Raw genomic sequence first — 25759 nt, forward strand, 5'->3', positions numbered from 1 at the left:
CGGTCAGCGGTTGGTCACGGAGATCCTCACCGGGCCACCGCTGACCGGAACGGTGTCGTTGTAGGCGTCCGAGCCGTAGTAGACCCCGATGAGGTAGGTCGCGCCGGCGGTCAGGGTGACGGGGGACTCGCAGTCCCAGTCGTCGGCGTTCTCGACCAGCCGGGTGCTGCCGCCGGGCAGGACCTCGAGGATCCCGGCCTGCTGGGCCCAGTCGCCGTGGGTGTTGCCCTGGGCCCAGCCGGAGGCGGGGGCGACGGAGACCTGCGGGGCGGGGCCGGTCGCCGCGGGGCGGTAGCTGTACCAGACGGTGTTGGTCTGAACGGGGGACTCGTTCGAGAGCTCGCAGCGCTCGTAGTTCTTCAGTTGCGGGCCGTCCGCGTCGGCCCCGGCGGTGTCCACCGTCGTGGTGAAGGGCAGGCCACCGATCGGCTCCGCGGCGCCCATCCGGTCGTTGGCGGGGGCAGCCGACGTCGGCCGCGGGGCGGGGGCGGACTTTGCGGTGCAGGCCAGGACCTTCCCGGTGCGGCGGTCGAGGGCCTTTGCGCCCTTCGCGGCGCCCCGGGCGGTGACGACGACCGGGCCGGCGCTCCTCGCGCCGGCCGTGGACAACTGCGAGGCGTTCTTGGACCCCTTGCCGCACTCCCAGGTCATCGCAGGGGTCGTGGCGGCTTCGGCCGGCGCGGCCACCGCCGCCGCGGCCAGGGCGGCCCCGAGCAGGGCCCCCGACCAGCGCAGGTGACGGGTGCGGACGGACGGACGTGCGGTCATCGGGAATCCCCCTCGTTGACGCTGTGTTGCTCCCCCATCGGCAACGCTAGGTCGTTCGGGTGATCCCTCAGTAACTTTCTGTCACATTCACCCGGATGGTCCAAGGGGTCCTCACCGGCTCTTGACGGAGAGGTTCACCGGCCCCCCGGTCGTCAGCACGACGTCGGCGTAGTCGTCCCACGTGTAGAAGACGCCGATCAGGTAGGTGTGACCCGCCACCAGCTCGACCGGGGTCTCGCAGTCCCAGTCGTCGGCGTTCTCGACCAGGCGGGTGGACCCGTCGGGCAGCAGCTCCAGGATCCCCGTCCGCAGGCCGGCGGCGCCGGGGCTGTTGGCGTCCGCCCAGCCGTTGGCCGGGCTCACCGAGACGGCCGGGGCCGGACCCGTGGTCGTCGGCGCGTAGCGGTACCACGCGGTGCTCGCCTGCTGCGGCAGGAGCGAGGACAGCAGGCAGCGGCCGTAGTTCAGCAGCCGCGGTCCGTCGTCGTCGGCCAGCGAGGTGTCCACAGTGGTCGTGAACGGCAGCGAGGCGATGCGTCGCGCCTTCGTCATCCGGTCGTTGGGCGGCGGACCGGAGGGGACCCGGGTGATGTGGGTGGTGAGCGTCAGCGGGAACTGGCCGTCCTGGTCGTCGTAGGGCTTGGCGAGGTAGCCGACGACGTCCACCGGCCAGTGCCAGCGCCGGACGACCTCACCGGTGCAGGCCAGCACCTTGCCGGTCCAGTGGTCCACCACGGCCGTCCCGCTCTGCTCCTCGACGGGCCCTCGCCCGTACCAGACCCCGGCCGAGACCGCCTTGATCGGGCCGTCGAGCTTGCTGCCGACCGCGTACCACTGCGGCGCGGACAGGGGGGCACCGCCGTTGCAGGCGGCGGCCACCGCGGCGTTGGCCCGGGCCCGGCCCCGTCCGCCGTCCCCCTCGCCCCGCGCGTCGCCGGTGCCGGTGAAGGGCAGGGTCCGGACCGTGCGGAGGGTGGGCCGGGTGGGCTCGGCGGCGCTCGCGGCCGCCGGGGCCACCAGCGACAGGCCGGCCACGGCGACGGCGACGGAGGCCAGCGCGGACCCCCACCGTGCACCTGGATGTCGGGCCGCGACCGTTGCGGTAACCATCAGTTCCCCCCTGGATGACTGTCAGTCACGTACGAGGGGAGGTTACGCCGAACGGGTGAGGTGGGGGGAGCGGTTGCCGACATCCACCGCCGGCGGCCGGGACGGGCCCGGCCACCGGCGGGCGGGTCACCGCGGCGGGGTCACAGCGGGCGGATCCCGAAGGCGTCGGCGAGCTCCTGGATGCGGCGGGCGCGGCCCAGGCGGGGCAGGTCGGAGCCGTCGCGCACGACGCCGCCGCTCTTCTCGAAGTTCTCGATGAAGTCGCGCGCCCAGGTGGCGTCGGAGACGTTCGGGCTCATGACCTCGTTGATGACGTAGGCCTGCTCGGCGTCCAGGCAGAGCTTGCCCATCATGCCCATGGCCACCCCGACGGCGGAGGCCTCGCGCAGCTCCGGGTGGCCGCCGCCGGTGGTGGGGCCGTCGATCGGGCCGGGCAGCTTGCCGATCGCGCTGGCGATGACGAGGCGGCTGCGGGGGTAGGCCATGGCGAGGTCCTCGGCGCTGGCGCCGGTGTCGCGGCGGTAGTCCCCGGACCCGAAGGCGAGCCGGAAGGTCCCGCGCGCGCACGCGATCTCGCGGGCCTCCTCGATGCCCAGCGCGGACTCGCACAGCGCGACGACGGGGACGTTGCCGCCGAGGGCGTGCCAGGTCGCCTCGACCTGCTCCCCGGCCTCGGTCTTGGCCAGCATCACCCCGAGCAGGTTCGGGACGCCCTTGAGCGCGTCGACGTCGTCGCGCCAGTGCGGGGTCGTCACGTCGTTGATGCGGACGAACGCCTGCCCGCCCCCGGCGAGCCAGGAGATGGCGTCGGCGCGCGCGGAGTCCTTGCGGCTGGGGTCCACGGCGTCCTCGACGTCGAGGACGACCTGGTCGGCGCGGGAGGCCGCGGCCACGTCGAACAGCTCCGTCCGGGTGGCGTTCACCAGCAACCACGTGCGCGCGTACCGGGGCTCGACGATGTGCACCTTGCGATCAGCGGTCATGGGGTCCGACGGTAGCGCCGCGGCGCCCGCCCACGGGTGCGCGCCCGCCCGCGAGTGGGGAGTCTCACGCCCGGGCGAGCACCCGCCGCCGGGCGGCGACGAGGTCGGCGACGGCCCGCTCCTGCGACGTGGTGCGCAGCTCCCCGTCCTCCACGACGACCCGGCCCTCGACCGTCGACCACCGCAGCGGCGGGGTGGGACCGATGACGAGGGCGACGACGGGGTCGTCGAGGTCGGCGTGGCCGAGACCGCGCAGGTCCCACACGGCGAGGTCGGCGCGCTTGCCGACCTCGACCGAGCCGATCTCGTCCTGGCGCCCGAGGCAGGCGGCGCCGCCGGTCGTGGCGGCCCGCAGCGCGTCGCGGGCGCTCATGGCGTCCGGGCCGCCGCGCAGGCGGGCGGTGTAGACCATCTGGCGCAGCTCGTCGGCGAGGCTGCCCTGCTCGCTGGAGGCGGCGCCGTCGACGCCGAGACCGACGCCGACGCCCGCGGCCAGCAGGTCGTGGGCGCGGGCCATCCCCGCCCCGAGGCGGGCGTTGGAGCTGGGGCAGTGCGCGACGGAGCTGCCCGTGCGCGCCAGGGTCGCGATGTCGGCGTCGGAGAGGTGCACGCAGTGGGCCAGCCACACGTCGGGGCCCAGCCAGCCGAGGTCCTCGAGCACCTCGACGGGGCGCGCGCCGAAGGTGCGGGCGCAGAACTCCTCCTCGTCGGCGGTCTCGGCGAGGTGCGTGTGGCGCCGGACGCCGAGCTCGGCGGCCTGCGCGGCGGTCTGGCGCAGCAGGTCGGGGGTGACGGAGAACGGCGAGCAGGGGGCGGCGCCGACCCGGACCATCGAGCCGGGGGAGGGGTCGTGGTGGCGCGCGACCGCGTCGGCCGTGGCGGCCAGCACGGTGTCGATCGTCTCGACGACGGAGTCCGGCGGCAGGCCGCCCGCGGAGCGGCCCAGGTCCATCGACCCCCGGGTGGGGGAGAAGCGCAGGCCCACCGCCCGCGCCGCCTCGACGGTCGCGGCGAGCTGGTCGCCGCCGTCGTGGGGGTGCAGGTAGTGGTGGTCCGAGGAGGTCGTGCAGCCGGTGAGGGCCAGGCGCGCCAGACCGGCCCGCGCGGCGGCCTCGACGTCGGTCGCGTCGAGGTGCGCCCAGACCGGGTACAGCGTCGTGAGCCAGTCGAACAGCCCCGCGTCGACGGCGAAGCCCCGCGTGGCCCACTGGTAGAGGTGGTGGTGGGTGTTGACGAACCCCGGGGTCACCAGGTGGCCGCGGGCGTCGAGGACGCGGTCGGCGGTGGTCCCCGGTGGCGGGTCGCCGGCCCCGACCGCGGCGACGACCCCGTCGCGGACGAGGACGTGGCCGTGGGGGTGTTCGGTCCCGGCGGCGTCCACCGTCACGACGGCGGCCCCGGTGATGAGCAGGCTCGGCACGGGCCGATCCTGCCCCACCGGGGCCGGGGTGCGTCGGGGGAGCTCAGCGACGACGCGGGGAGCGGTTCTCCGAGCCGATCATCCAGGCCTGCTTCTCCAGCTCCAGGGTGATCGCGTGCAGGAGGTCCGCGCTCGCGGGGTCCTCGGCGTCGATCGGGTCGTGGACGCGGCGGATGGTGTCGACGGTGTGGCGGACCAGCGCGACGATCGCCTCCACGCACGCCCGGGTGTCGATCTCGTCGGGGCCGACGTCGCCGATGCGGGAGGCGGCCACGGTCTGCGGGCGGGCGTCGGGGACGCCGCCGACGGCGCGCATCCGCTCGGCCACGTCGTCGGAGAAGCCGCGGGCGGCCTCGACGAGGGTGTCGAGCTGCAGGTGCAGGTCGCGCCAGTTCTCGCCCACGATGTTCCAGTGGGCCTGCTTGCCCTGCAGGTGCAGCGCGGTGAGGTCGACGAGGACCTCCTGCAGGCCGGCGTTGAGGCGGGAGCTGGCGTCGAAGCCGGTGACCGCGTCCTGGGTGAGGCCGGTCGTCTGGACGTCGTGGATGGTGGTCACGGGTTCCTCCTGGGTGGGTGGGACGGGCTGGACGGGGTGGCGGCGGGGGCGCAGCCGGCGCAGAGCCCCCACCAGGTGATGTCGGCGTGGTCGACGACGGGGAAGCCCGGGGCGGAGGCCGGGGCCAGGCAGGGCGGGCGGCCCGCCGCGCAGGGCACGTCGACGACCTCCCCGCAGCCGCGGCAGACGAGGTGGTGGTGGTTGTCGGCCACCTGCGTCTCGTAGCGCGGGGCGGACCCGAGGGGCTGGATGCTGCGGACGACGCCGGTGCGGGTCAGGTCCTCGAGCACGTTGTGGAGGCTCTGGCGGGACACGCGCGCCCCGGCCGCGGCGAGCAGTCCGGCGACCCCCGCGGCCGTCTGGTGCGGGTGCTCCCCGAGGACGCGGACGACGGCGCGGCGGGGGGCCGTGCTGCGCAGTCCGGCGGTGCGCAGCAGCTCCTCCGTCGCGGTGTCGTCCATCGGGTCCACGACCACGATCGTACTCCTTCTTTTGACCGCGTCAAAAGAAGGGAAGGCTACGTTCAGCGAGGGCAGGCTGTCCTCCACCCCGCCCTCACCCCGTCCTCCACCCCGTCCACCCGTCCTCGGGACCGCGCCGGGCCCGGGGACGGGAACGGCCCCGGAGCGGTGCGCTCCGGGGCCGTCCTCGTCGTGCGGGGGGTCAGTTCTGCGCGCCGAGCTCCTGCTGCGCGGCCTGCGCCGTCACCTCGTGGGACCCGGCGTGACGGCCGCGGGGCGTCGCGGCCTCCTCGCCCAGGGCGGCCTCGATGGAGTCCTCGTCGAGACCGAGCTCGCGCAGGTTCTCCACCGCGGCGTCGAACGCGGCCTCGCGGCGCTCGGCCTCGAGGGCGAGCTCGGCCATGGCGAGCTGCGCGGCCTTGGCCTGCTGCACCCCGCTGCGGAGGCGCTCGGCGAGCTCCCCCGGTGCCATCCCGTCCACGGCCGCGACCGTACCGGCGGAGGACCGGGAGGCGCCAGAGGTCGCCGGGGCCGGTGTCGGCGCCGGAGCCGGCGTCGGGGCCGGCGGGACGACCTCGGTCGGGGCTCCGGCCGCCTCGGCCGGGGCCGCCACCGCCGCGCCCTCCGGGCCGGGGGTCGGGGCCGCCGCGCCCGGCGCGCCGCGCAGCGGCAGGGCGGGCAGGAACAGCACGGTGACGAAGCCCAGCAGCATGACGCCGGCGGCGACGAGGTAGATGAGGCTCGTCGAGTCGGTGAAGCCGACCTTGAACGGGTGCGAGACGACGGCGGGCAGCGTGGACAGCACCGAGGTGTTGTCCGTCGCCCGGGCCAGGGTCGCCTGCAGACCGGCCTGGTCCAGGCCCGCCTCGGCGAGCCCGGCCTGGAAGGCGGGGGTGGGGCCGGCCTTCGCGTACTCGTCGGCGACGTGGGTGCCGAGGCTGGAGAACAGGATGGACAGGAACACCGCGGTGCCCAGGGTCCCGCCCATCTGGCGGAAGAAGGTCACCGAGCTGGTGGCGACGCCGATCTCGGTGCGCGCGGCGGCGTTCTGCACGGCCAGGATGATCGGCTGCATGTTGCCGCCGAGGCCCCAGCCGAGGAGCAGCATCGCGATCATGGTCTGCCAGATCGGGGTGTCGGCGTTGACCCGGGAGAACAGGAACAGCGCGACGACCATGAGCCCGGTGCCCACGACCGGCAGGACCTTGTACTTGCCGGTGCGGGCGATGAACTTCCCGGAGAACATGCTCGCGGACATGATCCCGACGACGACGGGCAGCATCTGCAGACCGCCCTCGGTCGGGGTGGAGCCCTTGACGACCTGCAGGTACTGCGGCAGCACGGCGAAACCGCCGAACATGCCCATGCCGAGGATGAGGCTGCCGAGGCTGCCGACGACGAAGGTGCGGCCGCGGAACATGCGCAGCGGCAGCAGCGCCTCCTCGCCGTAGGCGCGCTCGGCGAGGACGAACCCGATGAGCCCGACGAGCCCGAGGCCGTAGCAGACGAGGGCCTCCGTCGAGCCCCAGCCCCAGGTGCGGCCCTCCTCGGCGACCAGCAGCAGCGGCACCAGGCAGAGGATGAGGGTCAGCGCGCCCGGCCAGTCGATGCGGTGCTTGGTCGTGCGCTTGGGCAGCTTGAGGTTCTTCAGCACCACGAACAGCGCCAGGGCGCCCAGCGGCACGTTGATCCAGAAGATCCAGCGCCAGCCGTCGAGGCCGACGATGGAGTCCTGGCCGGAGAGGAAGCCGCCGGCGACCGGCCCCAGCACGCTGGAGGTGCCGAAGACCATCATGAAGTAGGCCTGGTAGCGGGCGCGCTCCCGGGCGGGGACGATGTCGGCGATGATCGTCAGGGCGAGCGACATCAGGCCGCCGGCGCCGAGGCCCTGCAGGGCGCGGAACGCGGCGAGCTCGTACATCGAGGTCGAGATGCCGCACAGCGCGGAGCCGATGACGAAGATGACGATGGCGGCGATGAAGAACGGCCGCCGGCCGTACATGTCCGACAGCTTCCCGTACAGCGGCGTCGAGATCGTCGAGGTGATGAGGAAGGCCGTCGTCGCCCACGCCTGGAGGGAGAACCCGTCGAGGTCGTCGGCGATGGTGCGGATGGCGGTGGAGACGATCGTCTGGTCGAGGGCGCCGAGGAACATGCCCAGCAGCAGCCCGTAGAGGATCGCCAGGATCTGCCGGTGGCTGAGCGCCGGGGTGTCGGTGCTCGCGGACGCCGGGGGCGAACCGGCGGGGGTGCTGCTCATGCGTTCTCCTGGGCGGGGGCCGGTGGGGTGCGGAGGCAATCGGTGCGGGCCTGCTCGAGGCCGTCGACGAACCGGGACAGCAGGGCCGTGAACCGGCTCAGCTCGTCCTCGTCGAAGCCGGCGACGGCGGTGGCGAGGTGCTCGTGGCGGCGCTGCTTCATGGTCGCGACGACGTCGTGGCCGGCGTCGGTGACGGCCAGCAGGCTGGCGCGGCCGTCGTCGGGGTCGGGCAGCCTGCGCAGCAGGTCGCGCCGCACGAGCTCGGCGGTCTGCCGGCTCGTCGTCGAGGGGTCGGTCCCGAGCCGCTCGGCCAGGGCGCTGACCCGCAGCGGGCCGCTGTCGGCCAGCACGTAGAGCACCACGTGCACGGCGCGCTCGACCTCGGACTGGCCGCGGGCGACCTGCGCCTTGAACGAGTGCAGCGCCCGCTGCTGGCGGCTCACCTGGTCGGCCAGCGCGGAGACCCGCTCGGCGTGGGTGGGGGAGGGCTCGGGACCACCCCCGTCCCCGGGGGACCCGGCGGTGGTCGTCACCGCCGCGTCCGGTCGTGACGGGTCATGGGTGCTCCTGGGGGAGGGCGGACGGGGCGGGAGCGCCCGCACCACCCGCCGTGTAACGGCGGACGGGGGTGGGGCGAAGTACCTCCCGGGACATCGGCCGGTCCGGCCGATCCTTGAGTGCTACACGCAACTACTCGCAGGCTACCAGCCGCCACCACGCACCGGGAGGTCTCCGCGTGGCGACCGATCACGAGGGCCCGCTCCGGTCCGCCGGGCCGTCCCGGCCACCGGCGACGCGGTGGGACGCACCACCCGGACGGCCCTGCGCTACGGTTCGTGGTAACTCTAAGTATCGGGGGATCAACGCGGTGTCGTTCACGGAGTGGTCGAGCGCGACGACGCTGCCGCCTGCCCCCACGTCCTCGCGCGCCGCCCGCCGCTTCGTCGCCGGCTGGTGCGCCGCCGAGGGCGTCACCGGCGACGTCGTCGACACCCTGCTCCTGCTGACCGCCGAGCTCGTCACCAACGCCGTCCTGCACGGGCGCAGCGACGTCGTCCTCCGCATCGGCCGGGTCGGTCCCCGGGTCCGCGTCGGCGTCGGCGACGAGAACACCCGCCTGCCCCAGCGCCGCGAGACCGACCCCGAGGCGCTCAACGGCCGCGGGATGACCCTCGTCGAAGCCCTCGCCGACGCCCACGGCATCGACGTCGAGGCCTCCGGCAAGACCGTCTGGTTCGACGTCTCCACCGTCACCGCCCCCCTCCGCGCCAGCGCCTGACCGCCCGCGGGCCCCCGGTCCCCGCCGTCGCGCCGGCCCCGCACGTGATCGAGCCCACCCTCCCCGCCCCCACCGCCGGGAGGGGCCGCCCGCGCCGACGACCTACCCTGGGACCGTGGCTGCACCTACCCGCACGGCCCGCAGCGCGACCCCCGTCACCGGTGTCCTGCTCACCTCGGCCGCCGTGCTCCTCGCCGCGCTCGCGGTCCTGCTCACCGCCCTCGCCCTCGCCGGCGGGCTCACCCCCTCCGCCTTCGGCGACCCCGGCGCCCTCGTCCGCTACGGGCTGCCCGTCGCCCGCACCGTCCACGACCTCGCCGCGGCGCTCGCCGTCGGCGGCTTCGCGATCGCGACGTTCCTGCTGCCGCAGCCCAGCGACGCCTTCACCCGCGCGGTGCGCGTCGGCGGCGTCGCGGCCGGGGTCTGGGCGGTGGCCGCGCTGGTCGTCCTGCTGCTCACCGCCGTGGACGTCATCGGGGCCGCGCCGGGCGGGGCGGGGTTCGGGGCGCAGTTCGCCCAGTTCGCCCAGTCGATCGACCTCGGGCGCGCCCTGCTCGTCACCACCGTCCTCGCCGCGGTGGCCGCCACCGTGGGGGCCGCCGCGACCGGGCCGACGGGCGCGGCCTGGGGCACCGCCGTCAGCCTGATCGCCCTGCTCCCGCTGTCGCTGTCCGGGCACGCCTCCGGCTCGGCCTCCCACGAGACCGCCGTCAGCTCCCTGGCCATGCACCTGATCGGCGTCACCGTCTGGGTGGGCGGGCTCGCCGCGGTGCTGCTGGTCGCCCCCCTCACCGGCCGCTCCGCCGGCCCCGCCAAGGGCCGGCGCGCGGTCGACCTGCCCACCCTCGCCGCGCGCTACTCCACCGTCGCGCTGTGGTGCTTCGCCGCCGTCGCCCTCTCCGGCGTCCTCAACGCCTCGGTCCGCCTCGGCGGCTGGTCCGGCCTCGCCTCGCCCTACGGCGCCCTCGTGATCGCCAAGGTCGTCGCCCTCGTCGCCCTCGGGGCCCTCGGGGTGTGGCACCGGCGCCGCACGATCCCGCTGCTCGCCGACCGGCCGCGGGCCTTCCTGCGCATCGCCGCCGGCGAGCTCGTCCTCATGGGGGCCGCCACCGGCCTCGGCGTCGCCCTCAGCCGCAGCCCCACCCCCGTCCCCGACGACGACCCCGCCTCCTCGCCCGCCGAGGACCTCCTCGGCGAGCCGCTGCCGGGGCCGCTGACGGTGGGGCGCTGGTTCACCGAGACCAGCCCCGACCTGCTGTGGCTGACCATCGGCGGGCTGGTGCTCGTCGGCTACCTCCTCGGCGTCCGGCGCCTGCGCGCCCGCGGGGACGCCTGGCCGGTGGGCCGGACGGTCTGGTGGGTCCTCGGCTGCCTCGCGCTGCTCTTCGTCACCAGCGGCGGCCCCGCCGCCTACGGCCGCACCGCCTTCAGCACCCACATGCTCCAGCACATGCTGCTGACGATGGTGGTGCCGCCGATGCTCGTCCTCGGCGCCCCGGTCACCCTGGCGCTGCGGGTGCTGCCCGCCCGCCGCGACCACTCCCGCGGGGCGCGGGAGTGGCTGCTGGAGGTCGTGCACTCGCGCTACTTCGCCCTCGTCGGCCACCCGCTCGTCGCGGCCGCCCTCTTCGCCGGCTCGCTCATCGTCTTCTACTACTCGCCGCTGTTCGAGCTGGCCCTGCGCACCCACGTCGGGCACGAGCTGATGATGGTCCACTTCCTCGGCACCGGGTACCTCTTCGCCTCGGTGCTCATCGGCGTCGACCCCGGCGCGCACCGCCCGGCGTACCCGCTGCGCCTCATCCTGCTGCTGGCCACCATGGCCTTCCACGCCTTCTTCGGCGTCGCCCTCATGCAGGGCACCGCCCTGCTCGCCGCCGACTGGTTCAGCCGCATCGCCCCCGGCACGGACCTGCTCGCCGACCAGCAGCGCGGCGGCGACATCGCGTGGGGCATCGGGGAGGTCCCCACGATCGTCCTGGTGCTCGGGGTCGCCATCGGCTGGTCCCGCTCGGACACCCGGGAGAACCGCCGCCGCGACCGCAAGGCCGCCCGCGACGGCGACGCCGAGCTCAACGACTACAACGCCATGCTGCAGCGCCTCGCCGACCAGGGGGAGCCCCGCCGCTGACCGGGACCCCGCCGTGAGGGGGGTCCCGGCCGGTGCCCGATGATGGGCCTGCCGTGCCGATGTCCGTCCGACCCCACGCCTGGAAGGGACCTGCGAGCTCATGGTCGAGCCCACCGAACGCCCCGCGAGCCGCGAGCCGATCGACTTCACCGTCGAGTCGCTCGGGCCGCGCACGGTCGACTCCCCGCTCGCCCCCCGGTTGCTGGCGCGCCGCACGACGCACCACTACATCGAGGAGACCGACCGGGTCCTGTTCGACGACACCCTCTCCAAGGTCTCCCGCCGCGACGGCGACCTCGAGGACCTGCCCAGCCTCGAACCCACCGGCCCTCGCAAGAAGATCTTCTTCGACCCCTCCAAGACCCGGGTCGGGATCGTCACCTGCGGCGGGCTGTGCCCGGGCATCAACAACGTCATCCGCGGGCTGGTCTCGGAGCTGACCAACCACTACGGCGTCCGCCGCATCTACGGGTTCAAGAACGGCTACCAGGGCTTCATCCCCAGCTACGGCCACGACGTCGTCGACCTCACCCCGGAGTCCGTCAGCGACATCGACGGCGAGGGGGGCACCATCCTCGGGACCTCGCGCGGCCAGCAGGACGCCGTGGAGGTCGTCGACTGCCTCGAGCGCATGGGCATCTCGATCCTCTTCGTCATCGGCGGCGACGGCACCATGCGCGGAGCGCAGAAGATCTCCGCCGAGATCAAGGCCCGCGACCTGAAGATCGCCGTCGTCGGCATCCCCAAGACGATCGACAACGACATCCCCTTCATCGACCAGAGCTTCGGGTTCCAGTCCGCGTTCAGCGAGGCCACCCGCTCCATCCGCTCGGCCAAGGTCGAGGCCCGCACCGCCCCCAACGGCGTCAGCATCGTCAAGCTCATGGGCCGCCACTCCGGCTTCATCGCCTGCTACGCCGCGCTCGCCCAGAACGACGCCGACTTCGTGCTCATCCCCGAGGTGCCGTTCACCCTCGCCGGCCCGGGGGGCTTCCTGGAGAAGCTGCGCGAGAAGGTCGCCTCGCAGGGCCACGCCCTCGTCGTCGCCGCCGAGGGGGCCGGGCAGGAGCTCTTCGACGACGACGGGCTCAAGGACGCCTCCGGCAACAAGAAGCTGCAGGACGTGGGGCGCCTGCTGCGCCAGGCCATCACCGACGACTTCGCCGCGCACGACCTCGAGCTCAACATGCGCTACATCGACCCCAGCTACGTCATCCGCAGCGTCCCGGCGAACCCCTACGACAGCGTCTACTGCATCCGGCTCGCGCACGCGGCCGTGCACGCGGCGATGGCCGGGCGCACCAACATGGTCGTGGGCCGGTGGCGGCGGCGGTTCGTGCACATCCCGATCGCGCTCGCGGTGTCCGCCCGCAACCAGGTCGACCCCCACGGGGACCTGTGGTGGTCGGTGCTGGAGGCGACGGGGCAGCCGTGGTCGTTCGGGGACTTCGCCCCGGAACACGTCAGCGCGTTCGGCGGGCAGTGACCGGGCGGGTCCCCCGTCACGGACGGTGACGTTCGGCTGGTCTTCCGGCCCGGGTCACCGCTCGTTCACTGCTCCCGCACAGGCTGGGTGGCACCCCCGACGAGAGGTGCACACCCGTGCGAGCGAAACCCGTCTCCAAGAACGTCCGCCGCCACCTCGGCCTGGGTGCCGGCGTCCTGCTCGGCGCCAGCGTCCTCACCACGGCCTCGACGCAGGCCGCCACCACCCCCACCGCCGACCGGGCGGCCGCGCCGACGTACGTCGGCGCGGTCGAGGTCGTCCGCGACGTCGCCGCCACGACCCGGTCGACCGCCCCGCAGACGCTGCGCGGCAGGGTGTTCCACGACGCCGACCGCGACGGCCGCAGTTCCGGCGACGAGGGCGTGGAGGGGGTGACGGTCTCCAACGGCCGCGACGTCGTCGTCACCGACGAGGACGGGGACTACGAGCTCCCCGTCTTCGACGGCATGTCGGCCTTCGTCACCCAGCCCTCCGGCTGGCAGGTCCCCGTCGACGAGGACGGCGTGGCGCAGTTCTCCTACCACCACCTCCCGGCCGGTTCCCCGCAGCTGCGCTTCGGGGGCCTGGAACCCACCGGCCCCCTCCCGACCGCGGTCAACTTCCCCCTCGTCGAGGGCGACGACGCCGCCCAGGACGCCGCGACCCGGTGCGCGGTCCTCGCCGACGTCCAGACCTACAACGGCCGCGAACTCGGCTTCGCGCGCGACGGCCTGCTCGCGGACCTGGTCCAGGAGGACGGCCTCGCCGAGTGCGGTGCGCTCATGCTCGGCGACGTCGCCGGCGACGACCTCGGCCTCTACCCGCGCATCAAGGAGGTCCTCGGGGCGTCCGGGCTGCCGCTGCGCTTCGTGCCCGGCAACCACGACCTCGACCTCGACGCCACCGACGCCGCGCACTCCTTCGACACGTTCAAGCGCGAACTCGGGCCCACCACCTACAGCTACGACGTGGCCGACGTCCACTACGTCGTCATGAACAACGTGAAGTACCCCTGCACCCCGGAGGACGACGCGGACGGGACGCGCCCGCACTGCGCGGACCCGGTGAACGCCCCCACCTACTCCGGGCAGCTCGGCGACGAGCAGGTCACCTGGCTGGCCAACGACCTCGCGCGGGTCCCCGAGGACAAGCTCGTCGTCATCGCCACCCACATCCCCATGGTGTCGTTCGCCGACCAGGACTCCACCAAGCACCAGACGAAGGAGGTCCAGGAGGTCCACGAACTCCTCGAGGGCCGCCCCGCGCTGTCGGTGTCCGGGCACACCCACTCCACCGAGCGGATGAACACCGGCGACAGCTACGCCGGCTGGAAGACCGCCGTCGGCGTCGACGAACTGCCCTTCCCGCACGTCGTGGCCGGCGCCCCCAGCGGTGACTGGTACTCCGGCGACCTCGACGTCGAGGGCCGCCCGATGGCCCTGCAGCGCGACGGCGCCCGCCCCGGGTACCTGACGCTGGACGTCGACGGCTCGGAGTACGTCGACACCTTCCACGCCATCGGCGAACCCGACGAGAAGCAGATGGCCGTCTCGCTGAACTCCCCGCGCTGGCGCGACTGGTACACCACGATCACCGAGTGGGCCGCCACCCGCGAGGGCTGGGACCAGGCGCCCCCGGTCAACGTCAACGACCTCGGCGACCCGGGCCTGGTCACCACGGCCGACGTCGCGGCGGACACCTGGCTGACCGCGAACGTCTGGTACGGCTCGACCGACACCGAGGTCGAGGTCTCGATCGACGGCGGCGACGCGCAGCCCGCCACCCGCACCCAGCAGGCGGCCGGTGAGGCCGCGAAGACCGGGGCGCAGTTCGCGGACCCGGCCGCGGCGACCCGCCAGCTGCAGGTGGCCCGGTTCGGCTTCGAGTCCACCTCCGGCGACCCCACCGCCCAGGGCTACGAGCTGTACGCCGGCAGCGAGTACGGCCCCGGCCCGGCGCAGCCGGGGAACAACGTCGCCGACCGGGCGACCCACCTCTGGCAGTACCGCCTGCCCAGCGGCCTGCCCGAGGGCGTCCACCGCGCCGAGGTGACCGCGACCGACTCCTTCGGCCGCGAGCGCACCGAGACCCACGTCTTCGAGGTCCGCGCGGAGCTCCCGCAGCAGTCGTTCCGCTCGGACGTGTTCGGGACCGAGTGACGGCCTGAGGGACGCGGCCGGGCGGGACCCCCGCCCGGCCGCGTCCTGCTGCCCGGGGCTACTTCGCCTCCGACCAGCGGCGCACGACGCTCACGTCGGCGACGAAGCGCACCCCGCTGCCCGCCGACCACCGCTCCGCCGTCTGCGCCAGGGCCACCGCGAGCAGCCGCGCGGCGCGGTCGGCGTCGGGTCCGGGCACGTGCAGCAGCAGCTCGTCGTGCAGGCACAGCACGATCCGGCCCGCGCTGCCGGCCAGCCCGGCCCGCACCGCCGCCGCCCACGCCTTGAACAGCTCCGCCGCCGCGCCCTGCACCACCGCGTTGCGCGCGAACCGGCCGCGCGCCGCGGTGGCCGCGCCCGGCTCGGCGGGGGCGAGGTCGGAGATCCGGACCAGGCGCCCGCCGTAGGTGCGGACGTCGCGGCCCTCCAGCCCGGCCAGCTCCGCCGCCCGCAGGTAGCCCAGCGCCGTCGGGTAGGCCCGCTCCATGCGCCGCAGCGCCTCCCCGGCCGCCCCCGAGGTCTGCCCGTACATCGCGGCGAGCACCGCGACCTTCGCGGTGGGGCGGTCCACCCCCAGCGCCGCGGCGACGGGGGCGTAGAGGTCGTCGTCGCGGGTGGCGGCGACCAGGCCGGCGTCGCCGGAGACGGCGGCGAGGACCCGCGGCTCGACCTGGCCGAGGTCGGCGCGGACCAGCACGTGCCCGGGTTCGGCCGCCACCGCCGGGCGCAGCTCCGAGGGCAGGTTGTGCAGCCCGGCCTGGGCCGTCATCCGCCCCGCCGCGGCGTCCGCGCCCGACCACTCCCCGCGCAGGCGGCCGTCGGCGCCCACGTGCTCGTCGAGCCAGCGGTACCCGTACGTCGTCGCCAGGCGCTCCGCCTTGCGCCACGCCAGCAGCGCCGCCACCCCCGGGTGGGCCTCGCGCAGCCGCTCCAGCCGCCAGGCGCGAGTGTCGGGCACGTCGAAGCCCAGGCCGCGCAGCGCGGCGAGGACCTGCGCGGGGTTGCGCAGGTCGACCCGGCCCAGGTGCTCGTGCACCGGCGCGTCCCGCACCGCGCGCGAGCGGGCCTCCTCGCCCGCGTCGCCCGGGCGCGGGCCCACGGCGTCGGCGACGATCCGCTCGGCGACGGCGCGGTCCACCGGCAGCCCGGTGCGGGAGAGCTCCACCGCCAGCAGGGCGGCGGCGGACTCCGCGAACCCCGTCTGGACGGCCAGGGCCGGACCCGCCGGGCGGGGGCGCGGCTCGGGCAGCCCCGCGAGGACCGCCGCCTGCGCCCGCCCCGCGGCGAGCGCGAGCTCCGCCCAGCGCGCGGCCCGCTCCAGCCGCAGCGGCAGGTCCACGTCGAAGGCGCTGCCCTCCGCCCAGGCCGGCGACACCCGCCCGTCCTCCAGCACCGGCTCGTCGGCCGCGCCGGCGCCGTCGAGGTCGAGCAGGCCGGTGCCGTGCGCGGGCGCGGGCCGGCGCGAGGGCGGCGGGGGGAGGGGCCGCCCGTGCGCGGCGGCCCACACGGCCCCGGCGTCCTCGCGCGTCCCGCCGAAGGCGAGGCGGTGCACGGCGGCGAGGTCGTGGCAGCGGGCCAGGTGGACCCCGGCCAGGGGCCCCGTCGCGGCCGCCGCCGACCACCAGGTCCACCGCGGGGCGAACTCCGCCTCCAGCGCGGCCACCACGGGGGCCGGGTCGCCGGTGGGCACCGCCCAGCGCCGCCCGCCCGCGGCCAGCCCCAGCCCGCCGGGCACGGTGACGAGCCCCAGCACGGGCACCGCGCCCAGTCCGCGCACCTGCGCCACCACGTCCACCCGGCCAGTCTGACGGCCCGCCCCGACAGCGCCGGACGGCACCGCCGAACGGGGGGTCCCGGGTACCGGAAGCTCAGCCCGGGCCCGGCGGTGACGAGGAACAGGGAGCCGCGCCGTTCCGCGCGGCACCCTCCGGAAGGACCCCGATGATCCCGCTGTTGCGCCGTGCCCGGGTGGGCACCCGGTTCGCCGCCGCCTTCGGGGTGGTCCTGGCCCTGCTCGTCCTCACCGGGGCGGCCGCCGTCGTCGGCAACCGCGCCCAGTCCCAGGCGCTGCGGACGGCCGGGGACTTCAAGACGCTCACCGCCTACGTGGCCGAGCAGCGCTACTACGACGCCGACATCAGCGGGTGGCAGGCGGCCTACGCCTGGGACACCTACCGCTTCGGGGCCGCGGCCGCCGTCGCCCCGGACGCCGAGAACCGCGCCGGGTTCCTCACCGCCCGCGACGCGCTGCTGAAGACCCTCGACACCGCCCCGACCCACCTCATGGACGCGGCCGAGCGCGAGGTCAACGACACGATCACCGCGCAGTGGGCGGCCTACTTCGACTCCGACGACCGCGCCGTCGCCGCCTACCGGGCCGGTGACACCGCCACGGCCGAGAAGACCATCCAGGACGAGAGCTGGGTCGTCTACGCGGACATCCTCGCCGAGACCGCCACCCTCACCGCGTCCGTCGAGGCCCGGGCGTCCGCGGCCGACGCGGCCGCCGCCCGCAGCGCCGAGCGCAACCGCACCCTCGTCCTCGCCGTCGTCGGCTCCGCCGTCGTCCTCGTCGTGCTGCTGCTGGTCGGCCTGACCCGCAGCGTCCTCGTGCCGCTGCGCCGCAGCGTCGCCGACCTGCGCCGCATCGCCGACGGCGACCTCACCGTCGAACCCGTCGTCGACGGGCACGACGAGTTCCGGGAGGTGTCGCTGGCCCTGGCCGCCGCCGTCGGCGCCACCCGCCGCACCGTCGCCGAGGTGTCCGCCGAGGCGCACGCGGTGGCCGGCATGGCCGAGGACCTCGCCGAGCAGGCGGCGACGCTGTCGGCGGGCAACGCCCGCACCGGCGCCGAGACCGTCCGCGCCTCGGGCGCCGCCGACACCGTCTCCGCCGACGTGGCGACCCTCGCCGCCGGCGCGGACGAGCTGGGCGCCTCGATCTCGGAGATCTCCCAGGGCATGGTCCAGTCCGCGGCCGTCGCCCGCGAGGCCGTCGAGGTCGCCGAGGCCACCGGCCGCGCCGTCGCCGCCCTGGGCGAGGCGTCGCAGTCGATCGCGACCGTCGTGGGGACGATCACCGCGATCGCGGGGCAGACGAACCTGCTGGCGCTGAACGCGACCATCGAGGCGGCGCGCGCCGGCGAGATGGGCAAGGGCTTCGCCGTCGTCGCCGACGAGGTGAAGGAGCTGGCCCAGGAGACGAGCGCGGCGACGGAGGACATCACCGGCAAGGTGGCCGCCATCCAGCGGGGCAGCGTCGAGGCCGCCGACGCCATCGCCCGCATCGCGGAGGTCATCGCCCGCATCGACGACTTCCAGGCGTCGATCTCGGCCGCCGTCGAGGAGCAGACCGCGGTGACCGGCGAGCTCGCCCGCACCGTGTCCGGTGCGGCCGCGGGGGCCGGGGACATCGCGGCCGTGCTCGCGGGGGTCTCGGAGTCCGGGGCCGGGGACCGGGCCAGCCTGGAGCGGGTCACGGCGTCGGTGGACGCGCTGCGGGACACCTCGGTGCGCCTGCGGGACGCGGTGGGCGCCTTCCGGGTCTGAGACCCGGCCCCGGCCGCAGGCCTCAGCCCTTCGGCGCGGACAGCTCCAGGGCGATCCCGTCGGGGTCGCGGAACTCCAGCAGGAGCATCGACCCGATGTCCTTGACCTCCCCGTGCGGGGCCCCGAGGGAGTCCAGGACCTCCACGGCGGCGTCGAGGTCGGCGCGGCCGGGGACGGCGAAGCAGAGGTGGTCCAGGCCCACGCGGTCCTCGGAGAACCCGTCGTCGCCGGCGGCGACCGGGCGCAGCCCGAGCAGCCCGCCCGGGGTGGAGTAGATGACGCCGTCGAAGACGAACCAGAGCCGTTCGCGGGTGGCGGCGTCGGCGTCGGCGGGGACCTGCACCGCCACGTCCCAGCCGAAGAGGGTGTCGTAGAAGCGCCGGGAGACGGCGAGGTCGCGGACGGTGAGCCGCAGGTGGCTGAAGCCGGTCGTGGTGATGGTCACCGGCGCACCCTCCCACCGGAGCGGCCCCCCGGCTCGCGGGCGCCGCGGAGCCGACCTAGCGTGCGGGAGCCAGCCACCACCACCAGGAGGACCCCGCATGCCCGTGTCCAGCAGCGGAACCATCGACCTCGGCGGCAAGACCGTCCACCGCCTCGGCTACGGCGCGATGCGCATCACCGGCCCCGGCGTGTGGGGCCCGCCGAAGGACCACGACGAGGCCGTGCGCGTCCTGCGCCGCGCCGTCGAGCTCGGCGTCACCTTCATCGACACGGCCGACTCCTACGGCCCGTTCGTCTCCGAGGACCTCATCCGCGAGGCCCTGCACGACGGGTCCGGCTACGGCGACGTGGTCATCGCCACCAAGGGCGGGCTCACGCGCTCCGGCCCGGACGTGTGGCCGCCGCTGGGCCGCCCGGAGTACCTGCGCCAGTGCCTGCTCATGTCGCTGCGCCGCCTCGGCGTCGAGCGGATCGACCTGTGGCAGCTGCACCGCATCGACGCCGAGGTTCCCAGGGAGGAGCAGTTCGGCGAGATGAAGGCGTTCGTCGACGAGGGGCTGGTCCACCAGGTCGGGCTCTCCGAGGTCGGCGTCGAGGAGGTGGAGGCCGCGCAGGCCGCGGGGCTGAGCGTCGCCTCGGTGCAGAACCGGTACAACCTCGGCGACCGCCGGGCCGAGGACCTGCTGGAGTTCTGCGAGCAGCGGGGCATCGCCTTCATCCCCTGGGCTCCCGTCGACGCCGGGACCCTCGCCCGCCCCGGCGGCCCCCTCGACGCGGTCGCGAAGCAGCACGAGGGCACCTCCACCTCCCAGCTCGCGCTGGCCTGGCTGCTGCGGCGCTCCCCGGTGATCGTCCCCATCCCCGGGACCTCGACCGTCGCCCACCTCGAGGAGAACCTCGCCGCGGCCGACGTGGAGCTGACCGACGACGAGTTCGCGACCCTCTCCGACGCGGGGCGCTGACCCCGGCCGCGGGCGGTCACCCCGCCGCGGCGCCGGTCACGACCGCGACGCGGCGGGGGACCCGGTGCTCACGCGGGGACCCCCGCGGTGCCGGCCCGGGCGGGGACGGGGACGGCCACGGGGATGGTCTCGGCGGGCGGGGTGATCGGCGGAGCGGCCGGCGCGGCGGTGGGTACGGCGGGGCGGACGGCGGCGACCTGCGGCGCCAGGCCCGGGGCCACGTGGTCGGCGTAGGCGCGCATCGTCGTCTCCTTGGCGTCGTGCTGCAGGTACAGCGCGAACTGGTCGACGCCGAGGTCCTGCAGGGCGCGCATCCGCTCCCGGTGCTGCTCGGCGGTGCCGATGACGCAGAACCGGTCGACGATCTCGTCGGGCACGAAGTCGGCGTGGGTGTTCCCCGCGCGGCCGTGCTCGTTGTAGTCGTAACCCCGGCGCCCGGCGATGTACCCGGTCAGCGCGGCGGGCACCTCACCGGTCGCGCCGTAGCGCTCGACGATGTCGGCGACGTGGTTGCCGACCATGCCGCCGAACCACCGGCACTGGTCGCGGGCGTGCTCCAGGGCGGCCTGCGAGCCGTCGGTGACGTAGGCGGGGGCGGCGACGCAGATCTTCACCGAGCCCGGGTCCCGCCCGGCGCGCTCGGCGGCCTCGCGGACGAACCGGATGGTCCACGCGGCGATGTCGGGGTCGGCCAGCTGCAGGATGAACCCGTCGGCGACCTCACCGGTCAGCTGCAGCGCCTTGGGCCCGTAGGCGGCCACCCACACCTGGGTCCGGTCCTGCTCGTGGGTCGCCCGGGCCCAGGGGAAGCGGATGGTCTGCCCGCGGTGCTCGACCGAGCGGCCGTTGGCCAGTTCGCGGATGACGTGGACCGCCTCGCGCAGCGTCGCCAGCGTGCTGGGCCGCCCGGCGAGGGTGCGGACGGCGGAGTCGCCGCGGCCGATGCCGCAGATGGTGCGCGGCCCGTACATCTCGTTGAGCGTGGCGTAGCTGGAGGCGGTGACCGTCCAGTCCCGCGTCAGCGGGTTGGTCACCATCGGCCCCACGACGATGTTGCGGGTGGCGGCCAGCATCGCCGAGTAGACGACGTAGGGCTCCTCCCACAGCAGGTGCGAGTCGAAGGTCCACGCGTGCGTGAAACCGTGCAGCTCGGCTTGCCGGGCGAGTTCCACCACCCTCGACGCGGGTGCGGTGTTCTGCAGGACGACCCCGAAGTCCACGGCGGTCCCCTCTCGTTCTCGGTGGTTCGTGCAGGCGGTCCGCGCGGACGGTGCGGGTGCGCGCGGGTGGTCCGGTGGTGCTCAGCGCAGGTACTGCGACAGCCCGCGCCGGACGTAGCGGCCGTGGCCCTCCCGCCCCGACCACGTGCCGCGGTCGACGACGGTCCGGCCCCGGGACAGGACGGTGCGCACCCGTCCCTGCAGGGTCACGCCCTCGAACGCGGAGTGGTCCAGGTTCATGTGGTGGGTCTGCGCGCTGATCGTCGTCGTGGCGGCCGGGTCGTAGATCACGATGTCGGCGTCCGAACCGGGGGCGACGGTGCCCTTGCGCGGGTACATCCCGAACATCCGGGCCGGGGTGGTCGAGCACGTCTCCACCCAGCGCTGCAGGGACAGGTTCCCGTCGACGACGCCCTGGTGGACGAGGTCCATCCGGTGCTCGACGAGCCCGAGGCCGTTGGGGATCCTCGAGAAGTCCCCGCGGCCGAGCTGCTTCTGGTCGTTGAAGCAGAAGGGGCAGTGGTCGGTGGAGACGACGGCGAGGTCGTCGGTGCGCAGCCCCTTCCACAGGTCCCTGGCGTGGGGTTCGTGCTTGGAGCGCAGCGGGGTGGAGCAGGCGTACTTCGCCCCCTCGAAGCTGCCCGGTCCGCCCGCGCCGAGGTGGTCCTCCAGGGTGAGGTACAGGTACTGCGGGCAGGTCTCGGCGAACACGTTGCGGCCCTCGCTGCGCGCCGACGCGATCCGGTCCAGCGCCGGGGAGGACGACACGTGCACGACGTACAGCGGGGTGTCGCCGGCGACCTCGGCCAGGGCGATGGCCCGGTTGACGGCCTCGCCCTCCAGGGCGGCGGGCCGGGTGAGCCCGTGGAAGACGGGGTCGGTGTTCCCGGCGGCCAGGGCCTGCTGGACGAGGACGTCGATGGCGGTGCCGTTCTCGGCGTGCATCATGATCGTCGCGCCGTTGTCGGTGGCGCGCTGCATGGCCCGCAGGATCTGCCCGTCGTCGGAGTGGAACACCCCGGGGTAGGCCATGAACAGCTTGAAGCTGCTGATGCCCTCGTGGGCGACGAGGGAGTCCATCGCCTTGAGCGAGTCCTCGTCGACGCCCCCGAGGATCACGTGGAACCCGTAGTCGATCGCGCAGTTCCCCTCGGCCTTGGCGTGCCAGGCCGCCAGCGACTCCTCGACGACCTCCCCGGTGCGCTGCACCGCGAAGTCGACGATGGTCGTCGTCCCGCCGAAGGCCGCGGCGCGGGTGCCGGTCGCGAAGGTGTCCGAGGCCTCGGTGCCCCCGAAGGGCATCTGCATGTGGGTGTGGACGTCCACCCCGCCGGGCAGGACGTAGCAGCCGGTGGCGTCGATGCGGGTGTCGACGCTGAACTCCTCGCCCGTCCCGGGGGCGAGCAGGGCGGTGACGGTCTCGCCCTCGATGAGGACGTCGGTGGGGGTGGCGCCGGTGGTGGAGACGAGGGTCCCGCCGCTGACGAGGGTGCGCGTCATCAGGGGGCCACCAGGGTCCCGTAGGCGTCCGGGCGGCGGTCGCGGTAGAACTGCCACTCGTCGCGGGCGGTGCGGACGAGGTCCATGTCCAGGTCGCGCACCAGGAGCTCCTCCGCGGTGCCGCTGCCCCGCTCGCCGACGTAGTTCCCGCGCGGGTCGACGACGAAGCTGGTGCCGTAGAAGTCGACGGCGAGGTCGCCGTACTCGTTGTCCTCGCGGCCCACCCGGTTGGGGACGCACACGTAGTACCCGTTGGCGGCGGCGGCGGTGGGCTGCTCCAGCTCCCACAGCCGGTTGGACAGGCCCGGCTTGGAGGCGTTGGGGTTGAAGACGATCTCGGCCCCGGCCAGGCCGAGCGCGCGCCAGCCCTCGGGGAAGTGGCGGTCGTAGCAGATCGTCACGCCGATGGTGCCGACGGCGGTCTCGAAGACGGGCCAGCCGAGGTTGCCGGGGCGGAAGTAGAACTTCTCCCAGAACCGGTCGACGTGGGGGATGTGGTTCTTGCGGTAGGTGCCGCGCACGGACCCGTCGGCGTCGACGACGACGGCGGAGTTGTAGTAGACGCCGGCCTGCTGCTCCTCGTAGATGGGCAGGACGGTGACGACGCCGAGCTCCTCGGCCAGGGCGGCGAAGCGCTGCACGATCGGGCCGTCGGCGGCCTCGGCGTAGCGGTAGTACTTGCTGTCCTGGGTGATGCCGAAGTACGGCCCGTAGAAGAGCTCCTGGAAGCAGAGGACCTGCGCGCCCTGGGCGGCGGCCTCGCGGGCGAGGACCTCGTGCTTGTCGAGCATCTCGTCCTTGGTCCCGGGCCAGGTGACCTGGGTCAGTGCGGTGCGGACGGTGGTCACGGTTTCCTCCTGGGGGTGGTCAGCGCTGGGTGGGGAGCTGCGCGGGGACCGCGGCGGGTTCGGGCAGCAGGGAGCCGGAGGGGTGGACCCGCTCGGCCAGCAGGTAGGCCCCGCCGCCGATGACGGTGCCCACCAGCCAGGAGTACGCGGCGAGGGCGGAGAGGGCCGGCAGGAACGCGACGAGCAGGGTGATGGTGCCGGCGACGAGGAGGGCGGCGATCGCGTTGGGGTTCGTGCCGCGCCGGTACCAGTACCGGCCGGTGGGGGAGTCGGAGTACAGGTCGTCGACGTCGATCCGGCCGCGGCGCAGCAGGTAGTAGTCGGCGACGACGATGCCGAACACCGGGCCGATGAGGGCGCCGACGCCGCCGATGAAGTAGTTCACCATGACGGGGCTGGAGTACAGCCGCCACGGCATGACGACGAGGGCGACGACGGCGGTGATGACCCCGCCGGTGCGGAAGCTGATGCGGGAGGGGGCGACGTTGGCGAAGTCGTAGGCCGGGGAGACGAAGTTCAGGATGATGTTGATGCCGACGGCCGAGCCCGCGATGGACACGGTCGCCAGGAGCAGCAGCGTGACGCTGTCGATGTCCTGGACGAGCTCGACGGGGTCGGTGACCGCCTGCCCGTGCACCTCGGCCGAGGCCAGCGCGATGACGACGGACACCAGCACGAACGCGGTGCCGTTGACGAGCAGGCCGAGGCCGTTGCCGCGGCGGATGGAGCGGGCGTCGGGGGAGTTGCGGGAGAAGTCGGCGAAGTTCAGCATCGGCCCGGCGAGGAACGCGACGGTGAGGAACGCGCCCGAGACGATCGCGCTGACGGTGCCGGCGGTGTCGAGGGCGGGGCCCTCCCGGTAGTTCCAGTCCACGCTCCAGCCGGCGCGGGCGAGGACCCACACGGCGAGGGCGGCGATGGCGATCCACAGGACGGGGCCGGCGACGTCGGACAGCTTCCGCACCGCTTCCATGCCCCGGTGGAGGACCGCGAGCTGCAGGGTCCACAGGACGAGGAAGCAGATCCAGCCCAGCGCGGACATGCCGAGGAACTGCGGCGCGGTCAGGGACTGCGACGCGGGCCAGACCTTGAGGGTCATCGTCATGACGGCCAGGCTGGCGAGGTAGGTCTGGATGCCGTACCAGGCGACGCCCACGACGGCGCGCAGCAGGGCGGGCACGTTGGCCCCGAAGACCCCGAAGCTGAGCCGGGCGAAGACGGGGAAGGGGACCCCGGCGCGCTGCCCGGCGACGCCGGTGAGGTTGCACCCCCACAGCAGGACGGCGATGCCGAGGACGAGGGCCACGACGACCTGCCAGCCGGTGAGGCCGAGCACGAGCAGGCCGATGGCGAAGGTGTAGCTGCCGAGGCTGTGCCAGGCGGACATCCACCAGCAGAAGAGGTCCCAGGTGCGCCAGGGGGCCGCGTCGCGGCGGGGTGCGAGGTCCTCGTTGTGCAGGCGCGGGCTGGGCGCGCCGCGCAGCTCGGGCGCGGGGGGACGGGTGGGCGGGGCGGATTCCGGTGCGCTCATGGGTCTCCTCGGTCTCGTCCACGACGGGCACGGGTGCCGGTGGGTGGAGCAGGAAGTGGGCCCAGTCTGGGGACGGGGAAACCCGCTGTCCAACAAGGATTTCCGCACACAGCATCGACTCAGTCGATGCGAAGCGGGTGAAACATCGCTGAAACGTGTCCGTTACACGCGGGGGCCCGGACCGGGCAGGGCGGCGCGGCACACCTCGGCGAACGCCGCCGCCCGCCGCGTCGGCCGGCTGCCCCCGGCCCGCGCCAGCAGCACCTGCACCGGGGGCAGGTCCTCGGCGATGTCGAGGGCCACCACCCGCCCGCCGGTGTGCGTCGCCCCGTGCGGCAGCCGCCGGTTGAGCACCGCGTACCCCTCCAGCGCCACGAACGAGCGGACCGTCTCGTACCCGCTGAAGCGGTGCCGCACCCGGGGGACCACCCCCACCGCGTCGAACAGCCCCAGCAGGTACTCGCGGGTGTGCGGCAGGTCCAGCAGCACCAGCGGCTCCTCGGCCAGCTCCCCCAGGCTCACCGGCCCCGGGGCCCGCGCCGCCAGCCGGTGCCCCGCCCCGACGAGGACGTGCGGGGGCAGCTCCTCCAGGACCTCCGTCCGCAGACCGGCGTCCAGGCCCATCCCGTAGAGCAGCGCCACCTCGCACCCGCCCGACAGCAGCGCCTGCCGCACGAACTCCTGGTTCCCCTCCAGGACCGTCAGCTCCACCTGCGGGTGCCGGCGGCTGAACTCCGCCACGATCCCCGGCAGCCGCAGCGACGCGACCGGTTCGTAGACCCCCACGGCCAGCCGCCCCGCCGGCGCCTCGTCGTCCAGGCGCACCGACGCCGGGAGCTGGTCCGCGGCCTCCAGCAGCGGCAGGCACTCGCGCAGCAGCCGCAGACCGCTCTCGGTCAGGCGCACCCCGCGGCGGGGCACCCGCTGGAACAGCGCCGCCCCCATCGCCGTCTCGAGGTGGGCGATCGAGGAGGACAGCGCCGACTGCGAGACGTTGAGCCCCGCGGCGGCGACGGTCATGCTCTGCTCCTGCGCCACGGCGCAGAAGTGGCGCAGCTGGGTGAGGGTGAAGTCCCTGGGCACCGGCGGGAC

General features: G+C 74.5%; 21 protein-coding genes. 6 read left to right on the forward strand and 15 right to left on the reverse strand.

The window, feature by feature from the left end; genetic code table 11:
- Positions 1-3: 3 nt before the first annotated feature.
- From KRAD_RS12405 to KRAD_RS12440, 8 genes are all read right to left on the reverse strand, one after another.
- Positions 4-768, reverse strand: coding sequence for a hypothetical protein (locus KRAD_RS12405; protein WP_012085957.1), 765 nt, complete (start codon positions 766-768; stop codon positions 4-6).
- 111 nt (positions 769-879) lie between these two features.
- On the reverse strand, positions 880-1878 hold the full coding sequence (locus tag KRAD_RS12410; protein WP_012085958.1) for a hypothetical protein: 999 nt from the start codon (positions 1876-1878) through the stop codon (positions 880-882).
- A gap of 140 nt (positions 1879-2018) precedes the next feature.
- The gene (locus KRAD_RS12415; protein WP_012085959.1) at positions 2019-2861 is read right to left on the reverse strand and encodes an HpcH/HpaI aldolase/citrate lyase family protein; all 843 of its coding nucleotides are present in this window, start codon (positions 2859-2861) and stop codon (positions 2019-2021) included.
- Between the two features lie 64 nt (positions 2862-2925).
- A complete protein-coding gene (locus KRAD_RS12420) occupies positions 2926-4281 on the reverse strand; it encodes an 8-oxoguanine deaminase (protein ID WP_012085960.1) in 1356 nt (451 codons plus the stop codon).
- Between the two features lie 43 nt (positions 4282-4324).
- Positions 4325-4837: a Dps family protein gene (locus tag KRAD_RS12425; RefSeq protein WP_012085961.1), complete on the reverse strand. Its 513-nt coding sequence runs from the start codon at positions 4835-4837 to the stop codon at positions 4325-4327.
- On the reverse strand, positions 4834-5298 hold the full coding sequence (locus tag KRAD_RS12430; protein WP_049821477.1) for a Fur family transcriptional regulator: 465 nt from the start codon (positions 5296-5298) through the stop codon (positions 4834-4836). Before KRAD_RS12430 ends, KRAD_RS12425 begins: the two co-directional genes overlap by 4 nt.
- 202 nt (positions 5299-5500) lie before the next feature.
- Positions 5501-7558 (reverse strand): MDR family MFS transporter, encoded by a 2058-nt coding sequence (locus KRAD_RS12435; RefSeq protein WP_012085963.1) that lies wholly within the window; start codon positions 7556-7558, stop codon positions 5501-5503.
- Positions 7555-8091, reverse strand: a complete 537-nt coding sequence (locus KRAD_RS12440; RefSeq protein WP_049821187.1) for a MarR family winged helix-turn-helix transcriptional regulator — start codon at positions 8089-8091, stop codon at positions 7555-7557. The genes KRAD_RS12435 and KRAD_RS12440 overlap by 4 nt, the downstream gene beginning before the upstream one ends.
- A 335-nt stretch (positions 8092-8426) precedes the next feature.
- Here KRAD_RS12440 and KRAD_RS26025 point away from each other — a divergent pair, with 335 nt between their 5' ends.
- The 4 genes from KRAD_RS26025 to KRAD_RS12460 all read left to right on the forward strand — a co-directional run bounded on the left by KRAD_RS26025 (position 8427) and on the right by KRAD_RS12460 (position 14613).
- Positions 8427-8837 carry an ATP-binding protein gene (locus KRAD_RS26025; protein WP_049821188.1) on the forward strand — a complete coding sequence of 137 codons (411 nt, stop codon included), beginning with the start codon at positions 8427-8429 and terminating at the stop codon, positions 8835-8837.
- 115 nt (positions 8838-8952) lie between these two features.
- Positions 8953-10968, forward strand: coding sequence for a bifunctional copper resistance protein CopD/cytochrome c oxidase assembly protein (locus KRAD_RS12450; protein WP_012085966.1), 2016 nt, complete (start codon positions 8953-8955; stop codon positions 10966-10968).
- Between the two features lie 100 nt (positions 10969-11068).
- On the forward strand, positions 11069-12454 hold the full coding sequence (locus KRAD_RS12455) for an ATP-dependent 6-phosphofructokinase (RefSeq protein WP_012085967.1): 1386 nt from the start codon (positions 11069-11071) through the stop codon (positions 12452-12454).
- Positions 12455-12570: 116 nt separating this feature from the next.
- A complete protein-coding gene (locus tag KRAD_RS12460) occupies positions 12571-14613 on the forward strand; it encodes a calcineurin-like phosphoesterase C-terminal domain-containing protein (RefSeq protein ID WP_012085968.1) in 2043 nt (680 codons plus the stop codon).
- A gap of 58 nt (positions 14614-14671) precedes the next feature.
- On the opposite strand, the gene KRAD_RS12465 is transcribed toward KRAD_RS12460, so the two are convergent.
- Positions 14672-16408, reverse strand: a complete 1737-nt coding sequence (locus tag KRAD_RS12465; RefSeq protein WP_203417563.1) for a DNA polymerase — start codon at positions 16406-16408, stop codon at positions 14672-14674.
- 146 nt (positions 16409-16554) lie between these two features.
- On the opposite strand from KRAD_RS12465, the gene KRAD_RS12470 reads away from it, so the two are divergent.
- A complete protein-coding gene (locus KRAD_RS12470) occupies positions 16555-18162 on the forward strand; it encodes a methyl-accepting chemotaxis protein (protein ID WP_012085970.1) in 1608 nt (535 codons plus the stop codon).
- Between the two features lie 22 nt (positions 18163-18184).
- Here KRAD_RS12470 and KRAD_RS12475 read toward each other — a convergent pair whose 3' ends face one another.
- A complete protein-coding gene (locus KRAD_RS12475; RefSeq protein WP_012085971.1) occupies positions 18185-18607 on the reverse strand; it encodes a VOC family protein in 423 nt (140 codons plus the stop codon).
- Positions 18608-18704: 97 nt separating this feature from the next.
- Here KRAD_RS12475 and KRAD_RS12480 point away from each other — a divergent pair, with 97 nt between their 5' ends.
- Positions 18705-19568 carry an aldo/keto reductase gene (locus tag KRAD_RS12480; protein ID WP_012085972.1) on the forward strand — a complete coding sequence of 288 codons (864 nt, stop codon included), beginning with the start codon at positions 18705-18707 and terminating at the stop codon, positions 19566-19568.
- A 68-nt stretch (positions 19569-19636) separates the two neighbouring features.
- Here KRAD_RS12480 and KRAD_RS12485 read toward each other — a convergent pair whose 3' ends face one another.
- The 5 genes from KRAD_RS12485 to KRAD_RS12505 form a co-directional block, all read right to left on the reverse strand.
- The gene (locus KRAD_RS12485; RefSeq protein WP_012085973.1) at positions 19637-20788 is read right to left on the reverse strand and encodes a TIGR03842 family LLM class F420-dependent oxidoreductase; all 1152 of its coding nucleotides are present in this window, start codon (positions 20786-20788) and stop codon (positions 19637-19639) included.
- Positions 20789-20869: 81 nt separating this feature from the next.
- Positions 20870-22288, reverse strand: a complete 1419-nt coding sequence (gene hydA, locus KRAD_RS12490; RefSeq protein ID WP_012085974.1) for a dihydropyrimidinase — start codon at positions 22286-22288, stop codon at positions 20870-20872.
- Entirely contained in the window at positions 22288-23136 is an 849-nt protein-coding gene (locus KRAD_RS12495; RefSeq protein ID WP_012085975.1) for a nitrilase-related carbon-nitrogen hydrolase, read from the reverse strand. The genes hydA and KRAD_RS12495 overlap by 1 nt, the downstream gene beginning before the upstream one ends.
- Before the next feature lie 19 nt (positions 23137-23155).
- Positions 23156-24667: an NCS1 family nucleobase:cation symporter-1 gene (locus tag KRAD_RS12500; protein WP_012085976.1), complete on the reverse strand. Its 1512-nt coding sequence runs from the start codon at positions 24665-24667 to the stop codon at positions 23156-23158.
- Between the two features lie 162 nt (positions 24668-24829).
- Positions 24830-25750 carry a LysR substrate-binding domain-containing protein gene (locus KRAD_RS12505; protein ID WP_012085977.1) on the reverse strand — a complete coding sequence of 307 codons (921 nt, stop codon included), beginning with the start codon at positions 25748-25750 and terminating at the stop codon, positions 24830-24832.
- Between the last annotated feature and the right edge of the window lie 9 nt (positions 25751-25759).

Origin of the sequence: Kineococcus radiotolerans SRS30216 = ATCC BAA-149, assembly GCF_000017305.1 — a bacterium.
In the GTDB taxonomy this organism is placed as follows: domain Bacteria; phylum Actinomycetota; class Actinomycetes; order Actinomycetales; family Kineococcaceae; genus Kineococcus; species Kineococcus radiotolerans.

Excerpts from the sequence above, each read along its gene's own strand:
- KRAD_RS12470 (WP_012085970.1), top strand. The coding sequence starts at position 16,555 with ATGATCCCGCTGTTGCGCCGTGCCCGGGTGGGCACCCGGTTCGCCGCC.
- KRAD_RS12500 (WP_012085976.1), bottom strand. The coding sequence starts at position 24,667 with ATGAGCGCACCGGAATCCGCCCCGCCCACCCGTCCCCCCGCGCCCGAG.
- KRAD_RS12430 (WP_049821477.1), bottom strand. The coding sequence starts at position 5,298 with ATGGACGACACCGCGACGGAGGAGCTGCTGCGCACCGCCGGACTGCGC.
- KRAD_RS12480 (WP_012085972.1), top strand. The coding sequence starts at position 18,705 with ATGCCCGTGTCCAGCAGCGGAACCATCGACCTCGGCGGCAAGACCGTC.
- hydA (WP_012085974.1), bottom strand. The coding sequence starts at position 22,288 with ATGACGCGCACCCTCGTCAGCGGCGGGACCCTCGTCTCCACCACCGGC.
- KRAD_RS12455 (WP_012085967.1), top strand. The coding sequence starts at position 11,069 with ATGGTCGAGCCCACCGAACGCCCCGCGAGCCGCGAGCCGATCGACTTC.
- KRAD_RS12435 (WP_012085963.1), bottom strand. The coding sequence starts at position 7,558 with ATGAGCAGCACCCCCGCCGGTTCGCCCCCGGCGTCCGCGAGCACCGAC.
- KRAD_RS12410 (WP_012085958.1), bottom strand. The coding sequence starts at position 1,878 with ATGGTTACCGCAACGGTCGCGGCCCGACATCCAGGTGCACGGTGGGGG.
- KRAD_RS12405 (WP_012085957.1), bottom strand. The coding sequence starts at position 768 with ATGACCGCACGTCCGTCCGTCCGCACCCGTCACCTGCGCTGGTCGGGG.
- KRAD_RS12415 (WP_012085959.1), bottom strand. The coding sequence starts at position 2,861 with ATGACCGCTGATCGCAAGGTGCACATCGTCGAGCCCCGGTACGCGCGC.